Genomic DNA, 24,669 nt, shown 5'->3' on the forward strand with positions numbered 1-24,669 from the left:
CAAGGCAACCTGATATGTATCCAGCCAAAAGGCCCGCCTCCTAATTGGAAGCGGGCCTTTTGGCTGGGTGTGTCGGCTTACTTCTTGCCGGCCAGAATCTCCTCCACCACCGCCGGGTCCAGTAGAGTCGTCACGTCGCCCAGGTTGCTGGTTTCGCCCTCGGCGACTTTGCGCAGGATGCGGCGCATGATTTTGCCGGAGCGGGTTTTGGGCAGGCCCGACACGAGCTGAATCTTGTCGGGCTTGGCGATTTTGCCGATTTCGGCCACCACCGTTTCGATGATGCTGGCCTCGTAGATGCTGCGCTCGGCGGCGGTTTTGGGCAGGCCGTGCTGGCAGATAACGTAGGCGTAGATGCCCTGCCCCTTCACGTCGTGCGGGTAGCCCACCACGGCCGACTCCACTACGTACTCGTTCTGGTTGATAGCGTTTTCGATTTCGGCCGTTCCGAAACGGTGGCCGCTCACATTGATAACGTCATCGACGCGGCCGATGATGCGGTACAGGCCCTGCTCGTCGCGCCGGGCCCCGTCGCCGGTGAAGTAGTAGCCGGGGTAGGGCTGGAAGTAGGTTTGCTGGGCCCGCTCATGGTCGCCCCAGGTAGTGCGGATGATGCCCGGCCAGCTGCCCTTGATGGCCAGGTAGCCTTCCTGGTCGTTGCCCTCGATTTCGGTGCCGTCCTGGTTCAGCAGCACGGGCTGCACGCCGGGCAGCGGCAGGCCGGCGCGGGCGGGCACGCTGGGCGTGATGCCGGCCAGGGCCGAAATCATAATGCCGCCGGTTTCGGTCTGCCACCAGGTGTCTACCACGGGGCAGCGGCCCTTGCCGATGTGCTGGTGGTACCAGTGCCAGGCTTCCTCATTGATGGGCTCGCCCACCGAGCCGAGGATGCGCAGGCTGTGCAGCGAGTAGCTCAGCACATTGTCTAGGGACGTGGCCATGAGGCTGCGGATGGCCGTGGGCGCGGTGTAGAAAATGGTGACGTGATGCTTGTCAATCACCTCCCAGAAGCGGCCGGCATCGGGGTAGGTGGGCACGCCCTCGAACAAAAGGCTGGTGCTGCCGGCCAGCAGCGGCCCATACAGCCCGTAGGTGTGCCCCGTGACCCAGCCAATGTCGGCCGTGCACCAGTACACATCATTCTCCTCTACTTGGAACACGTTGCGGAACGTATAATCAGCCCACACCATGTAGCCGGCCTGGCTATGCACCACGCCCTTGGGCTTGCCGGTGCTGCCGCTCGTGTAGAGGATGAAAAGCGGGTCTTCGGCCGCCATTTCCTCGGCGGGGCAGGTGAGGGCGGCGTTTTTGGCCTCCTCGTGGTACCACACGTCGCGGCCTTCCTGCATGGTTACGGGCCAGCCCAGGTGCTCCACCACGATGACGCGGCGCACGCCGGGGCAGGTCACCAGCGCCTCGTCCACCACGCTCTTCACCGGAATTTGCTTGGGGCCGCGGTTTAGGCCGTCGGCCGTGAGCACGAAGTGGGCATCGGCATCGTTCACCCGGTCGGCAATAGCGGTGGCCGAGAAACCGGCAAACACCACCGAATGCACCGCCCCGATGCGGGCGCAGGCCAGCACGGCCACCGCCAGTTGCGGTATCATGGGTAGGTAAATGATGACCCGCTCGCCCTTCTCCACGCCGTTGTTCAGCAACACGTTGGCAAACTGGCACACCTGCTGGTGCAGCTCGCGGTAAGTCAGGCGCAGGTGCCGGGTTTTCGAGTCGTTGGGCTCGAAGATGAGGGCCAGCTTATTGCCGCGCTGGGCCAGGTGCCGGTCGAGGCAGTTTTCGGTGATGTTGAGCCGCGCCCCATCGAACCAGGTGCTGGTGCCGGCCGGCGAAAACTCGCCGCCGCGCACGGTATCCCATTTCTTACGCCAAGTGAAAGGTGCCGCGCAGGCCGCCCAGAAAGCATCGGGGTCTTCGACGGACTGTCGGTAATCGGCGTGGTATTCTTCGAGGGTGCGAATGCGGGAGTGCATGGAGATGGTGGGTTTTTATCGTTGGTGTTAATTGTTAATTGTTAGTAGAACGTCATGCTGAACGCAGTGAATCATCTCTACTGCATTGGTAATCAACTACGATTGCAACGAAGCGGTAGAGATGCTTCACTGCGTTCAGCATGACGTTCGATTAATTCTTCAAAAATGCCTGCCCCACGCCCCGCCGGACCAGGGCGGCCCGGATTTCATCCAGAATCAGCGGGTCGTCGATGGTGGCGGGCAGGGCAAATTCTTCGCCATCGGCCAGCTGGCGGAGGGTTTTGCGGAGGATTTTGCCGGAGCGGGTTTTGGGCAGCCGGGCCACGCTCAGCACCGTACGGAAGCAGGCCAGCGCCCCGATACGGGCCCGCACGGCGGCCACCAGCTCTTTTTCCAGCTGCTCCTCCCCTATCGTCTGGCCGTCCTTCAGCACCACCAGGCCCACTGGCACCTGGCCGCGCAGGCTGTCGGCCAGGCCCAGCACGGCGCATTCGGCCACGGCCGGGTGGGCGGCCAGCACCTCCTCTATCTCGCCGGTGCTCAGGCGGTGGCCCGCCACGTTTATCACGTCATCGACCCGGCCCATGATGTAGGTGTAGCCCTCGTGGTCGCGGTATCCGCCATCGCCGCTCAGGTAGTAGCCGGGGAAGGGGGCCAGGTAGGACTCGTGGAACCGGGCATCGTCGTTCCAGAGCGTGGGAAAGCAGCCGGGGGGCAGGGGCAGTTTCACGGCTACCAGGCCGGTGGTGCCGGCCGGCACGGGCGCGCCCGCCTCATCGAGAATGTGCACATCGTAGCCCGGCACGGGGTGGCCGGCGCTGCCGGCGCGGGGGGTGGGCATACCTTCCAGGCCCACCAAAGTGGCCAGCATGGGCCAGCCGCTCTCGGTTTGCCACCAATGGTCTACCACCGGCACGCCCAGCAAGTGCTGGGCCCAGGCGTAGGTGGCGGGGTCGCAACGCTCGCCGGCCAGAAAGAGGTGACGCAGGCTGCTCAGGTCGTACTGCCGGGCCAGCTCCCCGTCGGGGTCCTCCTTCTTAATGGCCCGGATGGCGGTGGGGGCCGTGAACATCACCCGCACCCGATAGTCGGCCACCAGCCGCCAAAACGTACCGGCATCGGGCGTGCGCACCGGCTTGCCCTCAAACAGCACGCTGGTGCAGCCCCGCAGCAGCGGCCCGTACACTATATAGGAGTGCCCCACGGCCCAGCCAATATCGGAGCCGCTGAAAATGACATCGCCGGGGGCCAAATCATAAATGGCGCGCATGCTGAAGTGCAGCGCCACGGCATGGCCGCCGTGGTCGCGCACCACGCCCTTGGGCCGGCCGGTGGTGCCACTGGTGTATAATATATAAAGTGGGTGCGTGGCGGGCACCGGCACGGCGGCCACCGGGGCCGCGCTCAGCAGGGTTTGGTAGTCGACATCGCGACCGGCCAACAGCCCGGCCGTAACGAAGCCGCGCTGACACACCACCACATGGGCCGGCTGGAAGGTGGCCAGAGCCAGGGCCTCGTCCACCAGCGGCTTGTAGGGAATCACGCGGTCGAATTCCATGCCGCCCGAAGCGCAGATAACCACGCGGGGCCGGGCATCGTCAATCCGCACGGCCAGCTCGTGGGGCGCGAAGCCGCCGAACACCACCGAATGCACCGCCCCAATGCGGGCGCAGGCCAGCATGGCCACCACGGCCTCGGGCATATTGGGCATGTAGATGATAACCCGGTCGCCCATTTCAACCCCGATTTCCCGCAAGCCCCCGGCGAAGCGGGCCGTGAGGTCGAGCAGCTCGGCGTAGGAGTAGCTGCGGCGGGTGCTGGTAACGGGCGAGTCGTAGAGCAGGGCCGGCTGGTCGCCCCGCCCCTGCCGCACCTGCTCATCGAGGCAGAGGAAGGCGGTATTCAGCTCCCCACCCGCAAACCAGCGGTAGAAGCCGTTGGCATCCTGGCTCAGGGCGTCGGCGGGCGGCTTATCCCAGTGCAGGTACTGGGCCTGGGCCGCCCAGAACGCGGCGGGGTCGGCCAGGCTGGCGGCGTGGGTGGCGGCGTAGGAGCAGGCAGGTTTCATGGCGGGTGGGAAGTAGCGCGGACTTTGTAGTCCGCGAGTAGGTTAGGTTCGTTTGATGTCGTTCGGTCGCGGACTACAAAGTCCGCGCTACATTATCGGCCAGCAATTCCCGCACTTTCTCCATGAGCTGGCGGGTGCTGAAGGGCTTGGGAATGTATAAGTCAGCCCCCATTTCGTAGCCCTTCTGCACGTCGGCCTCGCGGCTTTTGGCCGAGAGGAAAATGACCTTGGTGCCGGCGCGGTCGGGGCGCTGGCGCAGCTGGCGGCACACCTGGTAGCCGTCCACGTCGGGCATCATGATATCGAGGAGGATGAGGTCGTAGGCGGTTTGGTCGATGGCGGCCAGGGCCTCGGTGCCGTTGCGGGCAATGCCGACCTGGTAGCCATTTTTGCGCATCAGGAATTCGAGCGACATGACGATGTTCGGCTCGTCGTCAACGATTAGAATGTGGGTCGTTTTCATGTAGATAAGACAGGTGGAAGTCCGTCATGCAGAGCGCAGCGAAGCATCTTTACTGCATAACTAATTGGTTTACTATTGCGGTAAAGATGCTTCGCTGCGCTCTGCATGACGTTCTGTTTCATGACGCTCTTCCGGCGCGCTTCCGGGCAGCGGCAGCTCAATGAAGAAGCGGGCCCCCTGGTCGGGTGCGCTCTCCACCCAGATGCGGCCGTGGTGGAGCTCCACGATTTTGCGGGTGATGGCCAGGCCCAGACCCGTGCCTTCGGGCTTGCGGGTGGTCTGGTTGTGGGCCTGGTAAAACTTGTCGAAGATGAGGTGGTGGGCGGCCGGCGAGATGCCGCGCCCGTTGTCCTCAACACACAGAAGCACCATGTCGGCGGCGGGCCAGGCCAGCACCGAAATCCGGCCCTGGCCGTTGTCCTGGCAGGCCTTCACGGCATTGGAAAGCAAGTTGACGAGCACCTGCATCAGCCGGTCGCGGTCGGCGAAGAGCACGGGCAGGTCGGCGGGCACGTCCACGTGCAGGGCAATGTGCTTGTCGCGCAGCAGCTGGCCCACGGCCTCCAGGGCTTCGGCTACCAGCTCGGCAATTGGTACGGGCGTGCGCTCCAGCGTGGCCTGGCCCGATTCAAATTTCTCCAAATCCAGCACCAGCGAAATAAGCCGGGTCAGCCGCTCGGCCTCGCGCCCGATGGTGAGCTGGAAGCGCTGCTGCTCTTCGGCTTCCAAATCGGGGTTGTCGGCCAGGATTTCGGCCAGCGCCCGGATGCTGGTGAGCGGCGTGCGCAGCTCGTGGGTCACGGTGTAGAGAAATTCGTCCTTGCGCTGGTCCAGGGCCTGAAGCTGGTCGTAGGCGGCCCGCAATTCCTCGGTGAGGCGCTGGAGCTGGCGGCTCTGCTTCTGGAGCTGGCGGTTGGCCTCCAGCAGCTGCTGGCTTTCCTTGAGAATGCCCACCACGCTGTCGTAGCTGATTTGCTCGGCCCCCGCCACCGAGGCCACCAGCAGCCGGGCACTGGCCGGGCCTAGGCTGCCGGCCAGCAGCTTTTCGGCGTAAGTGAGCAGGCGCGGGTCGGCAGGAACGGTGACTGAGTGATTGAGTAACTGAGTGAATTCTTCTTCCTGCGCGGGGGGCATGGCATCGGGGAAGCGGGTGGCGAAGGTGCGCAGCGCCTGGTTGGTGCGCTTCTTCCCCAGAAAGCCGATGAGCAGGCCGCGCACGTCGGGAAAGGGCGTGCGGCCCTGCCAGCCGGCCACTTCCTCGGCCAGGCTGCGCCGGGTGAATACGTCCACGAACACATCGGCCTGGCGCAGCTCCAGCGCCGTGGGCGGCCAGGCCAGCGACAGGCCGACGTAGAGGCCAATGTTGAAAAACCAGCTCCAGAATAGCCCGTGCGAGAGGTAGTCCAACCCTTCGAGCCCGAACAAAGCGAAGGGCCGCAGCCCCGCGATACCGCCCACGCCATCCGTCATGATGCTCGTCGGCAGTTGCCCCGGCCCCACCAGCGTGGGCAGCACCAGCGTAAAAAACCACACCGCAAACCCGGCCAGCAGGCCCACCGTGGCCCCGCGCCGGGTGCCGCCCTTCCAGTAGAGGCCGCCCAGCACGGCGGGCACGAACTGCGCCACCGCCGCGAACGACACCAGGCCGGTGTTTACCAGCGGCAGCTGCTTGCCCACCACGGTATAGTAGGCGTAGGCCAGCAGCAGCACCAGCACCACGGCCAGGCGGCGGCTTTCGAGGGCCACGCGGCCCAGGTAGGCAAACCAGCGGGTTTGCAGGGCCGGCTGCGCCGCCGGCACCCGCACCAGCACCGGCATGAGCAGGTGGTTGCTCATCATCACGCTCAGGGCAATAGTTTCGACGATAATCATGCTGCTGGCCGCCGACAAGCCCCCCAGGTAGGTGAGCAGCGCCAGCCAGGAGTGCCCTGCCGCCAGCGGCAGCGCCAGTACGAACGTATCGGCGTCGATGCCGCTGGTGCCCAGCCGCAGCATGCCCCCAAAGGCGATGGGCAGCACAAACAGGTTGATGATGATGAGGTAGAGCGGAAACAGCCACATGGCCTTGCGCAGGTGGCTTTCATCCACGTTCTCCACCACCGCCACCTGAAACTGCCGGGGCAGCAGCAGCACCGCCGACATGCTGAGCAGCAGCAGCGTGAACCAGGTGCCCCCGCTCGTGCCCGCGCCGCTGAGGGTGAACAGCTTCCGCAGCGCCGGCACCGCCGCCGCCTGGTCGAATACGTCGGCAAAGCCATCGAACAGGCCGTAGGTCACGAACAGGCCCACCGCCAGGAAGGCCACCAGTTTGAGCACACTTTCCACAGCCACGGCCAGCACGATGCCCTCGTGCCGCTCGGTGGCCTCCACCGAGCGCACCCCGAACAGGATGGTGAACACGGCCAGCGCGGCCGTCGTGTAGAGGGCCGTGGTAGCGGCCGGCCCGCCCACGCCGGCCCCACTCCCGGTCAGCGTCACGAATGAGGCCGCGATGGCTTTAATTTGGAGGGCGATGTAGGGCACGATGCCCAGCACGCACACCGCCGTGACCAGCGCCCCCAGCGCCGCGCTTTTGCCGTAGCGGGCCGAAATAAAATCGGCAATGGAGGTGAGCCGCTGCTGCCGGCACACCCGAATGATTTTGCGCAGCACCAGCCACCAAAGCGGTGCCAGCAGCGTCGGCCCCAGGTAAATACTCACGAACTCGACCCCGTGGGAGGCGGCCCGCCCCACCGAGCCGTAATACGTCCAGGCCGTGCAGTACACGGCCATGCTCAGGGCGTACACGTAGGGGTTGCTCACCAGGCTCTTGCGGGCCGCCGACCGACGCTCCGCCGCGTAGGCCACGCCGAAGAGCAGGACCAGGTAGCCGAACGAAAAGCCAATGACAAGCAGCTTGGACATTATTCAATGAGTGACTGAGTGAAGGAATGACTGAGTGAAGGAGTGGGTCAACTGAGACTAAGTAGTTTGGAGGAATTGTTTTGTCATTTTAGAACGTCATGCTGAGCTTGTCGAAGCATCTCTACCGCTTCGTTGAACGGCCCTGGCGAAGCGGTAGAGATGCTTCGACAAGCTCAGCATGACCGTCTTTTTGTAAAATCAATTTCATCGAATTATTTAACTGTGCAATTGAACAAGGAATTTCTTATTCGCTCATATCCCAGTTTAATCACTCCACTCAGTCACTCATTGGTTCGACGAACCAGCCAGGCGGTTAATCCTACCAGCAGAATCCAGGTGAGCAGCATGTAGAGGTAGAGCACGGGCACGCCGCCCACCCGGCCGTCGTGGTCGAACACGGCCAACAGGGGGAAATTGAGCAGTAATCCGAATAGTCCGGCCAGGAACAGCAGGCGCTGGCTGCGGCGGGATTCGACGTGGTCGGGGTGCGAGCGGTTGGGCACGGGCAATGAGGGCTTGATGGGCATGGGGCGGGCGATGCGCCAAGTAAGCGACCGCCCGCCAATGTAACGGAAAAGCCGCCGGCCCAACAGGCCGGCGGCTTTTGAGGGCTTATCCAGGCCCGGCGCGGGGACGCTAAGCGCCGGCCGAGGGCTGGTCGTCCATCAGTTTCACATTACGCACATCCTTCATGTAAATCGACCCAATAATGAAGCAGATGAAGGCAATAGTAACCGGGTAAATCAGGCCCATGAAGCTGCTGTACGATTTTGAGAACGTGCCCTCGGGCTGAGCCGCCGCCCACACCGTGAGCGAGGTGGCGATGAAGGGCACGAAGCCCCCAAACACGCCGTTGCCGATGTGGTAGGGCAGCGAGAGCGAGGTGTAGCGCACCTTGGTCGGAAACAGCTCGACGAGGTAGGCGGCAATCGGGCCGTAGGCCATCGTCACGAACAGCACCAGGCAGAACACCAGCGCAATCATGGGCAGGAGCTGGGGCGAGGCCGATTGCATGACGGCGGGCACGGCCGCTACGGCTGCTCCGGCGGCATCGACGGTAGCCGGGATGGCAGCCGTTTTTTCCGTCAGCGGCCCGGCAAAGGCCTTGATACCGTAGAAAAGCGGAATCGTGAACAGGGCCCCGCAAATCAGGCCGGTCATGATAATTTTCTTGCGGCCAATGCGGTCCGACAAACTACCCCAGTACACGAAGAAGGGCGTGGCCAGCAGCAGGGCCGTGCAGAGCACGATGGCCGCATCCACGATGCTCATTTTCAGGGTCGAAAGCATGAAGGAATAAGCGTAGAACTGGCCGGTGTACCACACCACCCCCTGGCCCATGGTGGCTCCAAACAGGGCGATGAGCACGAGGCGGCGGTTTACGGGGTTCACGAAGGACTCGCGCAGCGGGTTGGTGCTGGTTTTGCCCTCGGCTTTGGCTTTGGCAAACAGCGGCGACTCGGCCAGCCGGCGACGAATGTAGTAGGAGGCAATAATGAGAAAGCCCGAGAGCAGGAAGGGCAAGCGCCAGCCCCACTCCTTGAAAGCCTCTTCGCCGAGGAATTTGCGGGTGGCCAGAATCACGAGTACCGACAGGAACAGGCCGGCCGTGGCCGTAATCTGGATGAAGCTGGTGTAGTAGCCGCGCTTGTTGTCGGGGGCGTATTCGGCCACGTAGGTGGTGGCCCCGCCATATTCGCCGCCCAGGGCCAGGCCCTGCAACAGGCGTAGCACCACCACGATGGCCGGGGCCGCGAGCCCGATTTTATCGTAGCTCGGAATCAGGCCGGTCACGAACGTGGCCCCGCCCATAATCAGCAGCGTGAGCAGGAAGGTGTACTTGCGGCCAATCATGTCGCCGATGCGGCCAAAGAAGATGGCCCCAAACGGCCGCACCACGAAGCCCGCCCCAAACACGGCCAGCGCCCCCAGCAAGGTGTCCTCAATCTTGCCCTTCGAGCCAAACAGCACCGGCCCGATGATGGTGGCCAGCGAGCCGAAGATGTAGAAGTCGTACCACTCAATCACGGTGCCCACTGAGGAAGCCGTGATGACCTGCCAGATTTTACTGGTTGGGGTCGCGTTGTTGTCGTGCGCCACCGGGCCGTCAACAGTGGCGGCATAAGCGCCGGGTTTCAAGCTCTGTTCCATGTGGTTGCTGGCAAAAAAAAAGGTGAGTAAGAAAGCGGGAATGGCCAGGCGGCCTACAAGAATATCTGGGTTTGCAGCGTGATTTCGGGGCGGTAGCGAATGTCGGAGGGTGCCGTGACCGTGGCGGCCGTGCCGGCGGGCAGCGAGAAGTCGGGCCGGTTGCGGTAGTTGAGGGTAAACTTGGCGTTGTGCCCGTCGAGGTAGAAGTTGGCCCCGAGGTCGGTGATGTTCACGTTGCGCTGCTCGCCGCTGGCGGCGCGCAGGCCCTCGTAGCTGGCCAGCTGGTGCGACACGTAGGGCTGCACCCGCACCTTGGGCCCGAGCAGGCTTTTGGGCAACAGAAAGCCGGTTTCGACGAAGCCCACTTGCCCGGTGCCGGACTGCGGCACGGCGTTGCCGCGGCGGGGGTCGGTGCCGTAGCCGGGGTTGGAGGCGCCGATGAAGCGCACGTGGTTGGGGCCGAAGTCGTAGTTGTAGTACACCCCGTAGAAGGTGAAGGCCGTGCCGGTTTCCTTGTTCACGGGCGTGTCGAAGAAGGCGTCGAGCGACCACAGGCCGATGTCGTGCGTCTGGGTGCCGTTGGCGGCGTTGTTGTACGCGGGAATACCGGCCGCGCTGGCCGCTGTGATGCCCGTCGCGTCGAGCACGCTGCTGGTACCGCGCGACACCATGCCGTCCTGGTTATAGAAGAAGCCGCCGCCGAAGTTCAGCACCCGCTTGGTACCCAGGTAAGTGCCCACGTTGAAGGGAATCAGGTTCGATTCCTGGTCCAGCAGCTCATAGCTCACGTAGCCCTGATAGATGTGCTTGGTGCCCTGCGGGTTGTACTGCGCCGTGTTGGTGCCCCGGTTGATGGCCGCCGAGCCCGTACCGGTGGTGACGCCCAGCCCCACGGGGGTGCTGAAGGCGCCGGCCTGGTTGGTCAGGAACGACTCGTTCACGCTCAGGACGTAGTCGAGCTTGCCCACCCGGCCCTTGGCGTAGGCCCCGATGCCGCGGGCAAACTGGTCGATGGCCTCGATGACCGGCCAGTTGGTCAGCGGCGCGTCCATGGTCAGGAAGTTCAGGGTGCTGGAGCGCGTGAGGCGCGAAAGGCCGTTCTGATAGTGCATCCCGGCACCCAGGCTCATGTACTTATTCACCTTGTACTCCACCACGGCCTCGTGGATGAACAGCTGGGGCTTTTTGCCGTCCACAGCTGGGGCTACGCCGCCACTCACCGCCGTCTGGTTGTTGATGCCGATGTGGGTGTAAATCAGAAAGCGCGGGTTGAGCTGGGCCAGCACGATGAGGCGCGAGCGGCGCAGGGCAAAGTCCAGCTGGTCGCTTTGCGGCTTGCCGGGGGCGCGCAGGGTATTCGAGTTGTTCTCGGTGTAGCGCGTCCATACCTGGTGCCAGCTGATGAAGCGCAGGTATTTGGAGCCATCGGGCGAGATGTTCACCTTCATGCCCGCCCCGTAGGGCACGCTCTCGGTGGGTGTGGGCGTGGCGGCGCTGCCAGCCGGCGGGGCCACCGGTGCCGAGGGCGTGGGCTGCGCCGAGGGCAGCGGGTTGGTGCCCGACGGGGCCGGCGTGGGTGGGGTAGCGGGCGGAGTAGGCAGCACCTGCGCTCCGGCGCCAGCGGCCGACAGCAGTGCGCTTAGCGTAAGTGCGTAACGAATGTTTCGCATGAAGAATAGGGGGGAATAAGGCGGTGAACGGATGACTTCCCCGGCCGCGAAATCATCATTCGGCGGCTTGGTCCGGCTAAGTAGCAGAATCCCCCGCCGAATGCCGCGCACCGGCTATAGCTCTGGCCCCTTACTATAGCTCCCCCTACCGAAACCGCTCCCAGCGAATCACCATGAACTTATCGCCCAGCTCCGTCACCATCATTCCGGCCCCCTTCACGTTCTCGGGTTTCTGAAAAAACTCGGCCAGCTCCTTCTGATTGAGGATTTTGTAGGTCGGATGGTAGTCATTCTGACGCGGAGCTTTCACCCCGTATTTCTTCACCCAGTTCATCACACTCACGTGACTCACGCCCAGCAGCCGCTCAATTTCCCGGTAGCTCACACCTTCTATATAAAGCTGCAAAGCCTTGATTACGTAGTAGCTATCGACTTCACGGCCCATTTTAGCCACCGTGTAGTGATAGCCGCAATTTTTACACTTAAACCGCTGCCGCTCGTCTATTACGCCACTTTTAGTGGCTTCTACCGAGTCGCATTTGGGGCAGGCAGGAGCATTCATGGAACAGAGTCGATTGCGGGGATGGCGTAAAGCTACAGTTATTTAGCAAACATATATCTGTTTAGCAAATGACAGGCTACAACCGGCAACTATTGGCCAACCCGCCGCGTGGCCAGCAGGGCATCCACGGCCAGCCCCAGGGGGCGCATGTTCAGCCGGGCCAGGGTGTCGGTGGTTTCGTGGCAGCTCCGGTTGCGATAAAAAGCAGTGTCAGTGAGCAGTACCGCCGGGTAGCCGGAACGGCAATAGACCCCAGCGGGGCGGGCTTTCGGTAGTACTCCACGATGAGTACTTAGCTTTGATTGCCCAACACACCTCCGCGGCAATTTCCCGACCATGCCTACGCCCGACGCCCCGCTTTTCCACTCCCTCACCCCTTCCGACCTCACGCCCGCCCAGTGGCACCCGTTTCTGGTGGGGGCCGTGGCCCCGCGCCCCGTGGCCTTCGCCAGCACCATCGATGCCGAAGGCCGGGTCAACCTCAGTCCCTACAGCTTCTTCAACGCCTTCAGCTCGAACCCGCCCATCCTCGTGTTTTCGCCGGCCAACCGCGTGCGCGACAATACTCAGAAGCACACCCTGCAAAACGTGCGCGAGGTGCCCGAAGTCGTCATCAACATCTGCGATTTTGCCTTGGTCGAGCAGCTTTCGCTGGCCAGCACCGAATACGCCAAGGGCGTGAATGAATTCACCAAAGCCGGCCTCACCGAGCTGGCTTCGGAGCTGGTGCGGCCGCCCCGCGTGGCCGAAGCCCCGGCCGCTTTCGAGTGCGTGGTGGAGCAAATCATCGAGCTGGGCCAGAACAACGGAGCCGGCAACCTTATAATATGCCGGGTGGTGCGGGCCCACTTTCGCCAGGATATTCTGCTGCCCGATGCCAACGGCATCGACCCGTTCAAGCTCGACGCCGTGGCCCGGCTCGGGGGCGACTGGTACTGCCGCGCCAGTGGCAGCAGCCTCTTCGAAGTCGCCAAGCCCAACCGCCACATCGGCATCGGCATCGACCAGCTACCGGAGCACATCCGCACTTCCGACGTGCTCACCGGCAACGAGCTGGGCCGCCTGGCCAACATCGAGCACGAGGCCCTGCCCACGTCGGAGCAGGTTACGGAATTCAGAGCGGAACCGATGGTGGCTTATCTGCTCAATAAGCACGAGACCGAGCCCGAGGCCCTGCAGCAGCAATTGACTCATTTGGGCCGGCAGTTTCTGGCCGAGGGCCGCCTGCTGGAGGCCTGGAAAACGCTGTTGCTTAGCCGGGGCGCGTAAAACTGAGCGATTCCGGCGCACGATGCGACAGGGTTGCCTGGGCCGCCTGTGCACAAAATGGCAAGTTTCCTGTTGCGCTATTTCAACCGTTTAGCCCCACCGTATGACCGACATTTCTATTGCCCAATCCGTAGTTCTGCCGCCCATCAGGGAAGTGGCCGCCCGTCTGGGCATTGCCGAGGACGACCTCGAACAATACGGCCGCTTCAAAGCCAAGCTGCCCCTGCACCTGATTGACGCGGAAAAAGTGGCCGCGGCCCAGCTGATTCTGGTGACGGCCATCACCCCCACCCCGGCGGGCGAAGGCAAAACCACGGTGTCCATCGGCCTGGGCGACGGCCTGAATAAGATTGGCAAAAAGGCGGTGGTGGTGCTGCGCGAGCCGTCGCTCGGGCCCGTGTTTGGGGCGAAGGGCGGCGCTACCGGCGGCGGCCGCTCGCAGGTGAGCCCGATGGCCGACATCAACCTGCACTTCACCGGCGACTTCAACGCCGTGGAAAAGGCCAACAACCTGCTGGCCGCGCTGCTCGATAACGCCATCCAGACGCCCAACCACCCGCTCAACATCGACCCGCGCACCGTGCTCTGGAAGCGCTGCCTCGACCTGAACGACCGCAGCCTGCGCCAAACCATCATCGGGCTCGGCGGCAAAGCCAACGGGGTGATGCGCAGCGACGGCTTCAACATCACGGCGGCGTCCGAGGTCATGGCCATCCTGTGCCTGGCCACCAGCCTGCCCGACCTCAAGGCCAAGCTCGGCAATATTCTCGTGGCGTTCAGCTACGCCAACAAGCCTGTTTACGCCCGCCAGCTGCAGGCCGAAGCGGCCATGGCCATTCTGCTGCGCGATGCGCTGAAGCCCAACCTGGTGCAAACCCTGGAACAGAACCCCGCCATCGTGCACGGCGGGCCCTTTGCCAACATTGCCCAGGGCACCAACACCGTGCTGGCCACCCGCCTGGGCCTTTCGCTGGGCGACTACGTGGTAACAGAAGCCGGCTTCGGGGCTGACCTGGGAGCCGAGAAGTTTCTGAACATCAAGTGCGGCTACGCCGGCCTGGCCCCCGCCGCGGTGGTGATTGTGGCCACCGTGCGGGCCCTGCGCCACCACGGCGGCGCCACTCCCGCCGAGCTCAACACCCCCGACCTGGCCCGCTGCGAGCGGGGCTTCGCGAACCTGGCCCGGCACATCGAAAACGCCCGGAAATTCGGCTATCAGCCCGTGGTCGCCATCAACCATTTCGTGACCGATACGCCCGAAGAAGTGGCCCTGGTGCAGCAGCTGTGCCGCGCCCAGGGCGTGGAAGCCGTGCTGAGCACCAGCTGGGCCGAGGGCGGTGCGGGCGCTACCGCCCTGGCCGAAGCCGTGCTGGCCAACATCGCCACGGGTACCAACCAGCTCCGCCCACTCTACGCCTGGGACCAGCCGGTGAAAGCCAAAATCGAAACCATTGCCCGCGAGATTTACGGCGCGGTCGGCGTCGACTACACCGCGCAGGCCGAAGCCGACCTGCGCCGCATCAATCGCCTGGGCCTGGCCGGGCTGCCCATTTGCATGGCCAAAACCCAAAAGTCATTTTCCGACAACGAGAAGCTCATCGGCCGGCCCGAAGGCTTCCGCGTCACCGTGCGCGAATGCGAGCTGGCGGCCGGCGCGGGCTTCCTCATCCCCATCCTCGGCACGCTGCTGCGGATGCCGGGCCTGCCGCCCGTGCCCGCCTCCGCCGGCATGGACATCGACGACGACGGCGTGATTACGGGGTTGTCGTAGCCCCAACGGTGGCCGGTTGGGCATGCTCTCCGAGCCACGCGGAAGCGCAGCAAGCCCGACAAGCAGCAGGTTGTAGCGCGGACTTTGTAGTCCGCGGGTCTGCTCCGTTTAGTGCTCGTAACGGCGCGGGAGCGCGGACTACAAAGTCCGCGCTACACCTCCGGCGGCGCTTCAACAAAGGCACTGCGTAAATGCGATTACGCGGTCAGACGATTAGGCAGCCCCCTGCGGGGCTGCCTTTTTTTTGGGTGTTTGCGGCTAAAAACGGGCCCCTGGCCAGTCGTTGCGACTTCCCGGCTTTATCAAAAATATTCCCGAATAATTTATTCAGTAAATCCCGCGATTAGTTAAATCCAAACGCCCCGCGATTCCCGTAGTATTTGACGGGAGCTACGCAGTCGTTTGCGTGGCTGCCGGTTAGCTCCCTTGCCGGGCAGCGAAAACCGTCGACTGGACTGGATTTTCGCCTTCGCGCCCGCCTCTTTTAGCAGTGCGTTGGGCACCCGCACCTCATGGTTCGGTGGTCTGCTTTTGTTGCAATGCCCCTTTACTGCCTCCTTTTTCGGGCAGTTTCCGACTGATTTTTTTAACCCGATAACCTGCCAGCATTTTTCAATGCCTGCTTCGTTGCGTCCATTATTTTTCACAATTATCTGACTGTCAATGAAATTGCTTTCCAAACCGTTTAACTCGTTGATTTTTTTGTTCCACTTTTTCACTTGTCGCTTTCTCTATGAAGAGCTTTACTAAACCCCTCCAGTGGCTGGTCGGGGCGTGTGCCATCACGTCGCTGTCCGTCTGGAGCGCCACCCGCCACACGCCGCTGGAAGCCAGCAGCCACCGCGAAGCCCCGCTCATCGCCGATGACCCGCTGGCCGACAATACGGACGTCTACGCCTTCGTGGCGCCGAACGACCCAAACCGGGTGGTGCTCATCGCCGACTACATCCCGTTCCAGCTGCCCCAGGGCGGGCCTACCTACTACACATTTGGGGAAAATATACGGTATGAGATTCACGTGAAGAACGACGGCTCCACGGCCGGCGACAACGTGACTTACCGCTTCACCTTCAGCCGCGTGAACCAGGACCCCAGCACGTTCTTCAACGTGCGCCTGGGCCAGCAAAACATCAAAACCACCTACACCTGCGAAAAGAGTGTGAACGGGGGGGCTTTTACGGCCATCGTTACCAACGGCGTCGTTCCGGTTAATAACATCGGGCCGCGCTCCATAAACGGCGGGGCCGGCCTCAACCAACCCGCCCCTTACGCCACCCTTCGCCAGAACGCGGTGACGAACGCCTCCGGTGGCAACAGCGCCGGCGAACAAATATTCTGCGGCCCCTCCGACGACCCGTTTTTCGTCGACCTGGGGGCCGTATTTGATTTGGCCGGTGTGCGCGTGAACCAGGGAGCCCGCGACGGCCTGGCCAAGTACAACGTGCATTCCATTGCCATCAGCGTGCCCATTGCCACGCTCCAGAAGAACGGCCAGCCCGTAGCGGCACGCACTAGTATCCTGGACCCCAACTACGTGATTGGCGTGTGGGCTTCGGCCAGCCGCCCCACCCTGCGCACCCTGAGCGCCACCGGCGGCCCCACCACGGATAACGCCACGTACGTGCAGGTTTCGCGCCTGGGCATGCCGCTCACCAACGAGGTGATTAACCCCATCGGCAGCAAGGATGCCTGGAACCGCACCACGCCCTACGCCGAGGCCGCCATCACCGACGACTACCTCTCGAACCCCGAGCTGGGCCTGTATATGGCCGACAATGTGCCCGTGGCCCCGGCGGCCCCCAAAACCGTGACGGCTACCTATTTCGGTGAAGCCGTGCCGGCGCTGAACGCCCTGCGCATCCAGACCAAATCACTGGCCGGTTTCGCGGGTCTGCCCGCCAACGGCTTCGACTTCCGCAACCAGGCCGCCGGGCTGTTCCCGCTGAAAGGCAGCGCAGCGGTGGCCGGCACTGCGCTAGATGACGCTGCTTTTGGCAACTACCTGCTCGTGTCGGGCAAGCCCCGCTCGGTCGACATCAAGCCCATTTTCCACACCGGCGTACCGAATCTGCCCCCCTACCAGCTGGCCACCGGCAAAGCGGGCAACCCGCTGGCCCCCGGCAAGCCGTTCGTCAACAACTTCCTGCCCCTCACGTTCGGGGGCCGCACCAACCCCGGCGGCGACATGCTCCGCCTGAACATGGCCGTGCCCGCCACCCCGCGCAACTCGCCCGATTTCAGCAACGAAGGGCTATTTGCCGCCGCCGTGCTGGGCCTGACCGATGCGCGCTTCAACGGCAGCGCCGCCCTGCAAATGATTCCGAACATGGACGGCTTCCCCAACGGCCGCCGTCTGGAAGATGAAGTAGTGAAGATTGAGTTACAGGCCGTGAGTGGCGCGGCCCTGGCCGCCATCGGCCTGTGGTACGACGACTACACGCCCACCAGCCCCTCCCCCGTCACGCCCAGGCTCCGCGGGGTGCTGAACTTCTCGGCCGGGGTGGAGAGCAACGACGCCCCCTTCACCACCACGTTCCCCTACGTGGCCGCGCCATGGGAAGGCTTTGCCAACCGTCGCTAACTCATTTCTCATCATTGATTCGTTCGAAGAAAATGACTTCCAAACTGATACATAAATACTTAATGCTGCCCGCCGTGGCAGCGGCGGCGGTTGGCCTCTCCATGTGGAGCAGCACCCAACACACGCCCCTCGAAGCCAGTAGCCACCGCGAAGCCCCGCTCATCGCCGATGACCCAGTGGCCGACAACACCGACCTCTACGCCTTCGTGGACCCCAACGACGCCAACCGCGTGGTCGTTATCGCCAACTACATCCCGTTTGAGCTGCCCCACGGCGGCCCCAACTACAGCACCTTTGGCGAGGGCGTGCGCTACGAAGTGCACGTGAAAAACGATGGCTCCACGGCCGGTGACGACATCACCTACCGCTTCACCTTCACCCGCGTGAACCAGGACCCCAGCACGTTTTTCAATATCCGGCTGGGCCAGCAAAACCTGAAGACGACTTACACCTGCGAGAAGAGTGTGAACGGCGGGGCTTTCACGGCCATCGTAACCGGCGGCGTGGTGCCCCCGAACAACATCGGGCCGCGCTCCATCAACGGCGGAGCCGGCCTCAACCAGCCTGCGCCTTATGAGACGCTGCGCACGAATGCCATTACCAACGCCATGGGCGGCGGCGGCGAGCGCATCCTCTGCGGCCCGACGGATGACCCGTTCTTTGCCGACCTGGGGGCAATATTTGACCTGGCCGGCATACGGCCTACCTCTGCTACTGACGGCCTGGGGCGCAAAAACTGCCACGCCATCGCCCTGAGCATCCCGATTGCCACGCTCCAGAAGAACGGGCAGCCGGTAACGGCGGCAGCCAACATTCTGGACCCCAACTACGTGATTGGCGTGTGGGCCTCGGCCAGCCGCCCGCAGCTTCGCACTTTCAGCACTGCCACCGGTGAAGGTGCCAGCGGCGCCTTCGTGCAGGTTTCGCGCCTGGGCATGCCGCTCACCAACGAGGTAATTAACCCCATTGGCAGTAAGGATGCCTGGAATGCCGCTTCCCCCTATGCGGAGGCGGCCATCACCGACGACTACCTCTCCAACCCGGAGCTGGGCCTGTACACGGCCGATAACGCCCCCGTAGCGCCGGCCGCGCCCAAAACGGCTGGTCAGACCTTCTTTGGGGAGGCAATTCCTGCCCTCAACGCCCTGCGGATGCAGACCAAATCGTTGGCGGGCCAGCCGGGCATTCCGGCCGCGGGCTTCGACTTCCGCAACCAGGCCGACGGCCTGCAAATTCTGGTCGGCAGCCCTTTGGTAACCGGCACGGCCTTCGACCCGACGCTATTTGGCCCGTACCTGCTGGTGGCCGACAAGCCTCGGTCGGCGGATATTAAGCCCATTTTCCACACCGGCGTACCGAATTTGCCCCCGTACCAGCTGGCTACCGGCAAAACGCCGCTTTCGGCCGGCAACGCAGCCGTTAACCCGCTCTCGGCCGGCAAGCCGTTCGTGAACAACTTTCTGCCCCTCACCTTCGGGGGCCGCACCAACCCCGGCGGCGACATGCTCCGCCTGAACATGGCCGTGCCTGCCACCCCGCGCAACTCGCCCGATTTCAGCAACCAGGGCCTGCTGCAAGCCGCCGTGCTGGGCCTCACCGATGCGCGCTTTAATACGAATGCCAGCCTGCAATTCATTCCGAACATGGACGGCTTCCCCAACGGTCGCCGCTTGGAAGACGCCGTGGACCAGATTGAGCTCAAAGCCGTGGGCGGTGAAGTACTGGCCGCCATTGGGCTGTATTTCGACGATTTTATGCCCGGCAGCACATTGGGTATTACTCCCAAGCTTTTAGCTGAAGTCACTTTCACGACGGGCGTTGAAGCCAACGACACCACTTTTCGGAGCGCCTTCCCCTACATCCAGACGCCTTGGAGCGGTACTGGTTCGGCCAGCGGCCCCACCAATATGGTGGTCAACCCCGACCTGACCGTGAGCACGGCCACGGGCGTAGATGCCGGCACGTATAACAACATCACCATCACCAGCACCGGCGTGGCTTCCTTCAATGGTCCCATCCGGGTGAACGGCACGCTGACCCTGCAAACGGGCGGCACGCTGAGCACCCAGGGCGTGTTAGCTACGAGTTGCCTGCCCATTACCGGCCCTGGTAGCTTCGTGATGCAGGCTGGCTCCACGCTGCGTATTTGCAGCCCCGACGGCATCAGCGCTTCGGGCGCAACCGGCGCTATCCAGCTCACCGGCACCCGCACGTTTGCTTCGGATGCCAACTTCGTATACAACGGCTTGGAGGCCCAGACCACCGGCGCGGGCTTGCCCAGCCAGGTACGCAGCCTGACCGTGAGCAACGCCGCCGGCCTCACCGTGAACAACGGCGGCATCCGCATTGCTCAGACCCTGGCCCTGACCAGCGGCAACCTGACCACCAGCGCCGGCCAGATGCTGACCCTGCTCTCGACGCCCACCGCCGGTACCGCCCTCGTGGTGAACACCGCCGGGGCCGTAGTGGGCCCGGCCACCGTGCAGCGCGCCATCGACCCGGCCTTCAATTCCGGCCCGGGCTACCGCCACTACAGCTCGGCGGTGACCAGCACGCCGCTTTCCGACCTGACCACGACGCCGGGCTTCACCCCGATTTACAACCAGGCCTACAACACCGCTACCGCCCCGAACACGACCACGCCCTTCCCCAACGTGTTTGGCTACGACCAGACCCGCGTGACTCTGGCCGCCAATTCGGTACCGGCGTTCGACCAGGGCTTCTTCGTACCCTCGCCCGGCGACATCATGGGCCTGCTGACGGGTTACACCGTGAACATTCCGGCCACGGCCGTGGTAGACGTGATGGGCACGCTCAACAACGGGACCGTGACCCGCAGCAACCTCACCCGGGGCGCGCAGGCGCAGAGTGGCTGGCAGCTGCTGGGCAACCCTTACCCCTCGCCCATCGACTTCAGCCAGACGGCCGGCGTGACGCGCACCAACGTGGATGACGCCATCTACGTGTACCAGAGCACCGGCCAGTACGTGGGCCAGTACCGCAGCTACGTGAATGGCGTGGGCGGCAACCCGCTGGTATCGTCCATGCAGGGCTTCTTCACCCGCGTGAGTGCCGGGCAAACCACGGGCAGCTTCGCCCTGAACAACGCCGTCCGCGTCACCACGTTCTCGACCATGCCGAGCTTCAACCGGGGCACGGCCGAAACCCGGCCGCTGGTGGGCATGCGCCTGCAGGGCACTTCGGCCACCCTGGCCGATGAAACCTTCGTCTACTTCGAGCAAGGCGCTACGGCTGGCTTCGATGCCCGCTACGATGCCTACAAGCTGCCTAACTCTTCGGGCATGAGCGTAGGCAGCATCATTGCCGGCGACGAGCTGTCGGTGAACGGCCTACCACTGCTGCCCACGCCCACCGCCAGCACCACCGTGCCGCTGAACGTGAGCGTACCCGCCCAGGGCACCTACACGCTGAACGCCACGACCCTGCTCAACTTCGGCGGTAATACGAAAGTATTCCTGCTTGATGCCCAGACCGGCGCGCGCATCGACCTGGCTCAGCAGCCACAGTACACCTTCACGGCCGCTACGTCGTCGCTGCCCGGTCGCTTCAGCCTGTACTTCGGCCCGGCCGCTGGCCCGCTGGCTACCAACAACGCCGCCTTGGCCAAGCAGGTCCAACTGTTCCCCAACCCGGCCCGCGGCAGCTTCACGCTGATTGTGCCCGCTGAGATGGGCCGCACCACCGTCACGGCCGTGCTCTACAACCAGCTCGGCCAGGTAGTGGCCCAGCGCGAGCTGACCATGACCGCCGCCGGGGCCACGGCCCAGTTCGACGTGTCGAACCTTGCCTTCGGCATCTACTCGCTGCAGCTCTCGTCCGAGGCGGGCAAAGTGGTGAAGCGCGTAGTAATAGAATAAATAATTGGTGGTAAACAGCCCAGGCTGGGTCTTTCAGTCTGGGCTGTCGCCGCCCTACTTGTCGGTCATACGTTCACCCAAGCTTCTTTCACATGAAAAAGTATGCTCTCTTGAGCGCATTATGCGTCCTGTTTAGCGCTGTCACGACCTTGGCCCAGCCCGGGTCCGGCGGCCCCACTCCCGGCCCAACTGTTAACCCTACTGCCGTGCCCATCGATGGCGGTGCATCCCTGCTACTAGCCAGCGGCGTCGCCCTCGGCTTGAAAAAGCTACGGGACCGCCGCAAGGCGCGGTAACTTGGTTTTAGCAATGAAAAAAGGCGACCTACTTTCCAGTAGGTCGCCTTTTTTAAATTCTCAGCAACTGTAAGTATCAAATCCAGATACTTCGTGTCAGGTATTATTAAAATATAATTATTTATATATAAATAATGTATACTAACTCCGAACTTCCGTTCGCTTACAATCCCAACAAACACCGCAACGGTGCACTGGAGCTAAAGAAGCAGTTGCTACTGCTGGGCCGGCAGTTGCTGGTGGAAAGGTAGCTGGTGGAAAGGTAGCTGGTGGAAAGGTAGCTGGTGGAAAGGTAGCTGGTGGAAAGGTGGCTGGTGGAAAGGTGGCTGGTGGAAGCGTGAAAGATTCTATAATTGAGCTACTATTTTATCAATATAAAATTTAGTTATTTACATATTAATCATAACCTAATTTAAAGAGGAGCTTGTAAAGTGCCGGCGGGAAGATTGTATCCTTCTCTACTTTTTATTGGCCTACTTTTAGGGGAAGCTTACACAAGCTTTGACGTTAAAGTATAATATTTATAATAATATACTTATGAGCAATTTTAAAATCACAATGTTTTTGATTGCGCTTGTTCATACAGCGGCAGGTTCCATCTACAACAAGTACCGAATAAGAAGGCTGTTAAATTATATTTCGTTTTTCAGAGGCACCCTGCTGGATGAAAAGCAATTTTCAACTTTGTTAAAAAAGTATACGTCATTTCTGGCACCTGCGCAGCTTTTCCCTGACCGAAAATTGTACACCTCCCTTTATTTAAATGAGGAGTTTGCTGAATTTTGTCACAACTCCAAATTAATAATATGTTATATATACTTCGTTATTATTTCTTGTAGCGCTGCTGCAATGCTATAAATGTGGTGTTTTAACGCATTGGTTTTCAATTAATATCGTACTTTAAAACAACAAATAGTGTTAATTTAAGACGAAACCTAATAATAATATATTGCCGGCGTAGAAGTACTCATTCAACGAGCCAACCTAAGCTAGAGTCATACTGAAAATAGGGCTTCCGCACCAAATTTCGCGGTTTTTGAGACATTTTTGCCTTGGCTAAGCTGCTTTAGGAGGAACTTCCAGCGGTTATTTACCGAGGGAGCAAAACGAAGAGCGGATTTTGTCATCGACAGAAACCAGCAACCCGTCAAACAGGGCTAAAAACCGCGAAATTTGGTGCGGAAGCCCTATACTGAAAACTTAACTCCTGCAAAAAGCATTGCTCTGTTTCCCTAATTCCGCACCGCAATCAGCAGCCCCAATTCCTTGTACCGCATATTGAATTTCTTCGCAATCATCGCATTGGTTAGCGAGCCACGGTAGATGTACACGCCGCTGCGGAAATGCTCATTAGTGAACAGCACTTCGTTGATGCCGCCGTGCTGGCTGATTTCCTGGAGGATGGGCGTGAAGATGTTGCTCAGCGCGTTGGTGGCGGTGCGGGGCACGCGGGAGGCGATGTTGGGCACGCAGTAATGCACCACGTCGTATTTGCGGAATACGGGCTTGCTGTGGCTGGTCATCTCGCTGGTTTCGAAGCAGCCGCCCTGGTCGATGCTCACGTCGATAATGATGGAGCCGGGGGCCATGCTGGCTACCATTTCCTCGCTCACCATGAAGGGAATACGGCCGTCCTCGACCGCCAGCGCGCCGATAACGACGTCGGCCCGACGGATTTGCTGGCTGAGGGCAAACGTGTCCAGCGTGCTGGTGTAGAGCTGCATGCCCAGGTTGTGCTTGAGGCGGCGCAGCTTGTAAAGGTGGTTGTCGAACACCTTCACTTCGGCCCCGAGGCCGGTGGCGGCACGGGCGGCGTACTCGGCCACCGTGCCAGCCCCGAGAATGACTACCTGCGACGGCGGCACGCCCGTGATGCCGCCCAGAATAATGCCCTTGCCCTCGTTGGAGCGGGCCAGGTATTCGGCCGCAATCAGCATCACGGTTGAGCCCGCGATTTCGCTCATGGCGCGCACCACGGGGCGGGCCCCGCTAGGGTCTTTCATCAGCTCGTAGCCGATGGCGTTGATTTTTTTGCGCGACAGGGCCGCAATGTATTCCTGGGTCATGGAGCCCATTTGCAGGGCCGAAATCAGGGTTTGGTTGGGGTGCAGCAGCTCGATTTCCTCCAGCGTAGGCGGGGCCACTTTCAGCAGGATATCGGCCTTGAAAACCTCCTCGCTGGAGTACGCAATCTGGGCCCCGGCTTCGGAATAGGCGTGGTCGGCGTACTTGCTGGGCTCGCCGGCCCCGGCTTCCATCACCACTTCATGGCCGGCCGATACGAGGTGCTGCACGGCTTCCGGCGTAAGGCCGAGGCGGTTTTCCTGGAGCGAGGTTTCGCGCGGCATGCCGATGAACAGCTTGCGCTTGCGCGTTTCCACGGCCAGCATCGATTCCTGGGTGAAATAGGCGCGGCTCGTGGCCAGGGACTCGAAACCGGAAGGGAGCTGTTCGGCCATAAGGAAATAGAACTAAAAATTATAAGTCAAGAATTAAAAATCAGCCCAAATGCTTCTTCCCAATCGTTAGCCCATCATTTCTACTTCTTAATTTATAATTCTTACTTTAATTATTCGGGTTTCATTGACCGTTACCTCCAGACGCACTTCCAGGCGGGGCACGGGCAAAAGCGCCTCCACGCGGGCAGGCCACTCTACCAGGCAAAGATACCCGGAATCGAGGTACTCGGTCGCGCCTATTCGCACGGCCTCATCGATGGAATCAATGCGGTAGAAATCGAAATGGTAGACGGGCTGCCCGCTGGCCGTCTGGTACTCGTTGACCAGGGCAAACGTGGGGCTGCTCACATCGTCGTCGATGCCCATAGCCGCCGCCAGCGCGTTGATTAACGTGGTTTTACCCGCGCCCATCTCGCCTTCAAAAGCCACCACGCGGCAGCCCGATTCGGCAATAGCGGCCTGCACCTGACGGGCGGCGGCGGGCAAATCGGCAAGGGTTGGCGCAGAAATCTCGAATGGTAGCATGAGGCAAATTTACCGGCTCCGGGGCAGACCCTGATGCCTGGTATTGGAATATTCACCCCGATGCCACACCTTTACACTTTACCA

17 protein-coding genes are annotated in these 24,669 nt (G+C 61.9%); 6 read left to right on the plus strand and 11 right to left on the minus strand.

The window, feature by feature from the left end:
- Window positions 1-77: 77 nt before the first annotated feature.
- The 8 genes from acs to ABD819_RS09075 form a co-directional block, all read right to left on the minus strand.
- The gene (gene acs / locus ABD819_RS09040) at window positions 78-1,988 is read right to left on the minus strand and encodes an acetate--CoA ligase (protein WP_345123304.1); all 1,911 of its coding nucleotides are present in this window, start codon (window positions 1,986-1,988) and stop codon (window positions 78-80) included.
- Between the two features lie 151 nt (window positions 1,989-2,139).
- Window positions 2,140-4,056 carry an AMP-binding protein gene (locus tag ABD819_RS09045; RefSeq protein ID WP_345123306.1) on the minus strand — a complete coding sequence of 639 codons (1,917 nt, stop codon included), beginning with the start codon at window positions 4,054-4,056 and terminating at the stop codon, window positions 2,140-2,142.
- A gap of 73 nt (window positions 4,057-4,129) precedes the next feature.
- A complete protein-coding gene (locus tag ABD819_RS09050; protein ID WP_345123308.1) occupies window positions 4,130-4,519 on the minus strand; it encodes a response regulator transcription factor in 390 nt (129 codons plus the stop codon).
- A 72-nt stretch (window positions 4,520-4,591) separates the two neighbouring features.
- Window positions 4,592-7,423 (minus strand): ATP-binding protein, encoded by a 2,832-nt coding sequence (locus tag ABD819_RS09055; protein ID WP_345123310.1) that lies wholly within the window; start codon window positions 7,421-7,423, stop codon window positions 4,592-4,594.
- A gap of 281 nt (window positions 7,424-7,704) precedes the next feature.
- The gene (locus ABD819_RS09060) at window positions 7,705-7,950 is read right to left on the minus strand and encodes a hypothetical protein (protein ID WP_345123312.1); all 246 of its coding nucleotides are present in this window, start codon (window positions 7,948-7,950) and stop codon (window positions 7,705-7,707) included.
- A 109-nt stretch (window positions 7,951-8,059) separates the two neighbouring features.
- Window positions 8,060-9,574, minus strand: coding sequence for an MFS transporter (locus tag ABD819_RS09065; RefSeq protein ID WP_345123314.1), 1,515 nt, complete (start codon window positions 9,572-9,574; stop codon window positions 8,060-8,062).
- A gap of 53 nt (window positions 9,575-9,627) precedes the next feature.
- Complete coding sequence (locus ABD819_RS09070; RefSeq protein ID WP_345123316.1) at window positions 9,628-11,244, minus strand: hypothetical protein; 1,617 nt, start codon at window positions 11,242-11,244, stop codon at window positions 9,628-9,630.
- A 145-nt stretch (window positions 11,245-11,389) separates the two neighbouring features.
- Window positions 11,390-11,806, minus strand: a complete 417-nt coding sequence (locus ABD819_RS09075; protein WP_345123318.1) for an IS1/IS1595 family N-terminal zinc-binding domain-containing protein — start codon at window positions 11,804-11,806, stop codon at window positions 11,390-11,392.
- Between the two features lie 68 nt (window positions 11,807-11,874).
- On the opposite strand from ABD819_RS09075, the gene ABD819_RS09080 reads away from it, so the two are divergent.
- From ABD819_RS09080 to ABD819_RS09090, 3 genes are all read left to right on the plus strand, one after another.
- The gene (locus ABD819_RS09080; RefSeq protein WP_345123320.1) at window positions 11,875-12,081 is read left to right on the plus strand and encodes a hypothetical protein; all 207 of its coding nucleotides are present in this window, start codon (window positions 11,875-11,877) and stop codon (window positions 12,079-12,081) included.
- 61 nt (window positions 12,082-12,142) lie between these two features.
- Window positions 12,143-13,075: a flavin reductase family protein gene (locus ABD819_RS09085; protein WP_345123322.1), complete on the plus strand. Its 933-nt coding sequence runs from the start codon at window positions 12,143-12,145 to the stop codon at window positions 13,073-13,075.
- Window positions 13,076-13,178: 103 nt separating this feature from the next.
- Entirely contained in the window at window positions 13,179-14,846 is a 1,668-nt protein-coding gene (locus tag ABD819_RS09090) for a formate--tetrahydrofolate ligase (RefSeq protein WP_345123324.1), read from the plus strand.
- Window positions 14,847-15,193: 347 nt separating this feature from the next.
- Here ABD819_RS09090 and ABD819_RS09095 read toward each other — a convergent pair whose 3' ends face one another.
- Window positions 15,194-15,565 (minus strand): hypothetical protein, encoded by a 372-nt coding sequence (locus ABD819_RS09095; protein WP_345123327.1) that lies wholly within the window; start codon window positions 15,563-15,565, stop codon window positions 15,194-15,196.
- A gap of 14 nt (window positions 15,566-15,579) precedes the next feature.
- Between ABD819_RS09095 and ABD819_RS09100 the strand changes: the two genes are divergently transcribed.
- The 3 genes from ABD819_RS09100 to ABD819_RS21535 all read left to right on the plus strand — a co-directional run bounded on the left by ABD819_RS09100 (window position 15,580) and on the right by ABD819_RS21535 (window position 21,601).
- The gene (locus ABD819_RS09100) at window positions 15,580-17,427 is read left to right on the plus strand and encodes a DUF4331 domain-containing protein (RefSeq protein ID WP_345123329.1); all 1,848 of its coding nucleotides are present in this window, start codon (window positions 15,580-15,582) and stop codon (window positions 17,425-17,427) included.
- A 32-nt stretch (window positions 17,428-17,459) separates the two neighbouring features.
- The gene (locus ABD819_RS09105; RefSeq protein ID WP_345123331.1) at window positions 17,460-21,305 is read left to right on the plus strand and encodes a DUF4331 family protein; all 3,846 of its coding nucleotides are present in this window, start codon (window positions 17,460-17,462) and stop codon (window positions 21,303-21,305) included.
- A 92-nt stretch (window positions 21,306-21,397) separates the two neighbouring features.
- Window positions 21,398-21,601 (plus strand): PID-CTERM protein-sorting domain-containing protein, encoded by a 204-nt coding sequence (locus tag ABD819_RS21535; RefSeq protein ID WP_425553961.1) that lies wholly within the window; start codon window positions 21,398-21,400, stop codon window positions 21,599-21,601.
- Between the two features lie 1,232 nt (window positions 21,602-22,833).
- Here ABD819_RS21535 and ABD819_RS09110 read toward each other — a convergent pair.
- Together ABD819_RS09110 and tsaE are read right to left on the minus strand one after the other, a co-directional pair.
- Window positions 22,834-24,060, minus strand: a complete 1,227-nt coding sequence (locus tag ABD819_RS09110) for an alanine dehydrogenase (RefSeq protein ID WP_345123333.1) — start codon at window positions 24,058-24,060, stop codon at window positions 22,834-22,836.
- Window positions 24,061-24,147: 87 nt separating this feature from the next.
- Window positions 24,148-24,585, minus strand: coding sequence for a tRNA (adenosine(37)-N6)-threonylcarbamoyltransferase complex ATPase subunit type 1 TsaE (gene tsaE / locus ABD819_RS09115; protein WP_345123337.1), 438 nt, complete (start codon window positions 24,583-24,585; stop codon window positions 24,148-24,150).
- Between the last annotated feature and the right edge of the window lie 84 nt (window positions 24,586-24,669).

Source organism: Hymenobacter antarcticus, assembly GCF_039539545.1.
GTDB lineage: Bacteria > Bacteroidota > Bacteroidia > Cytophagales > Hymenobacteraceae > Hymenobacter > Hymenobacter antarcticus.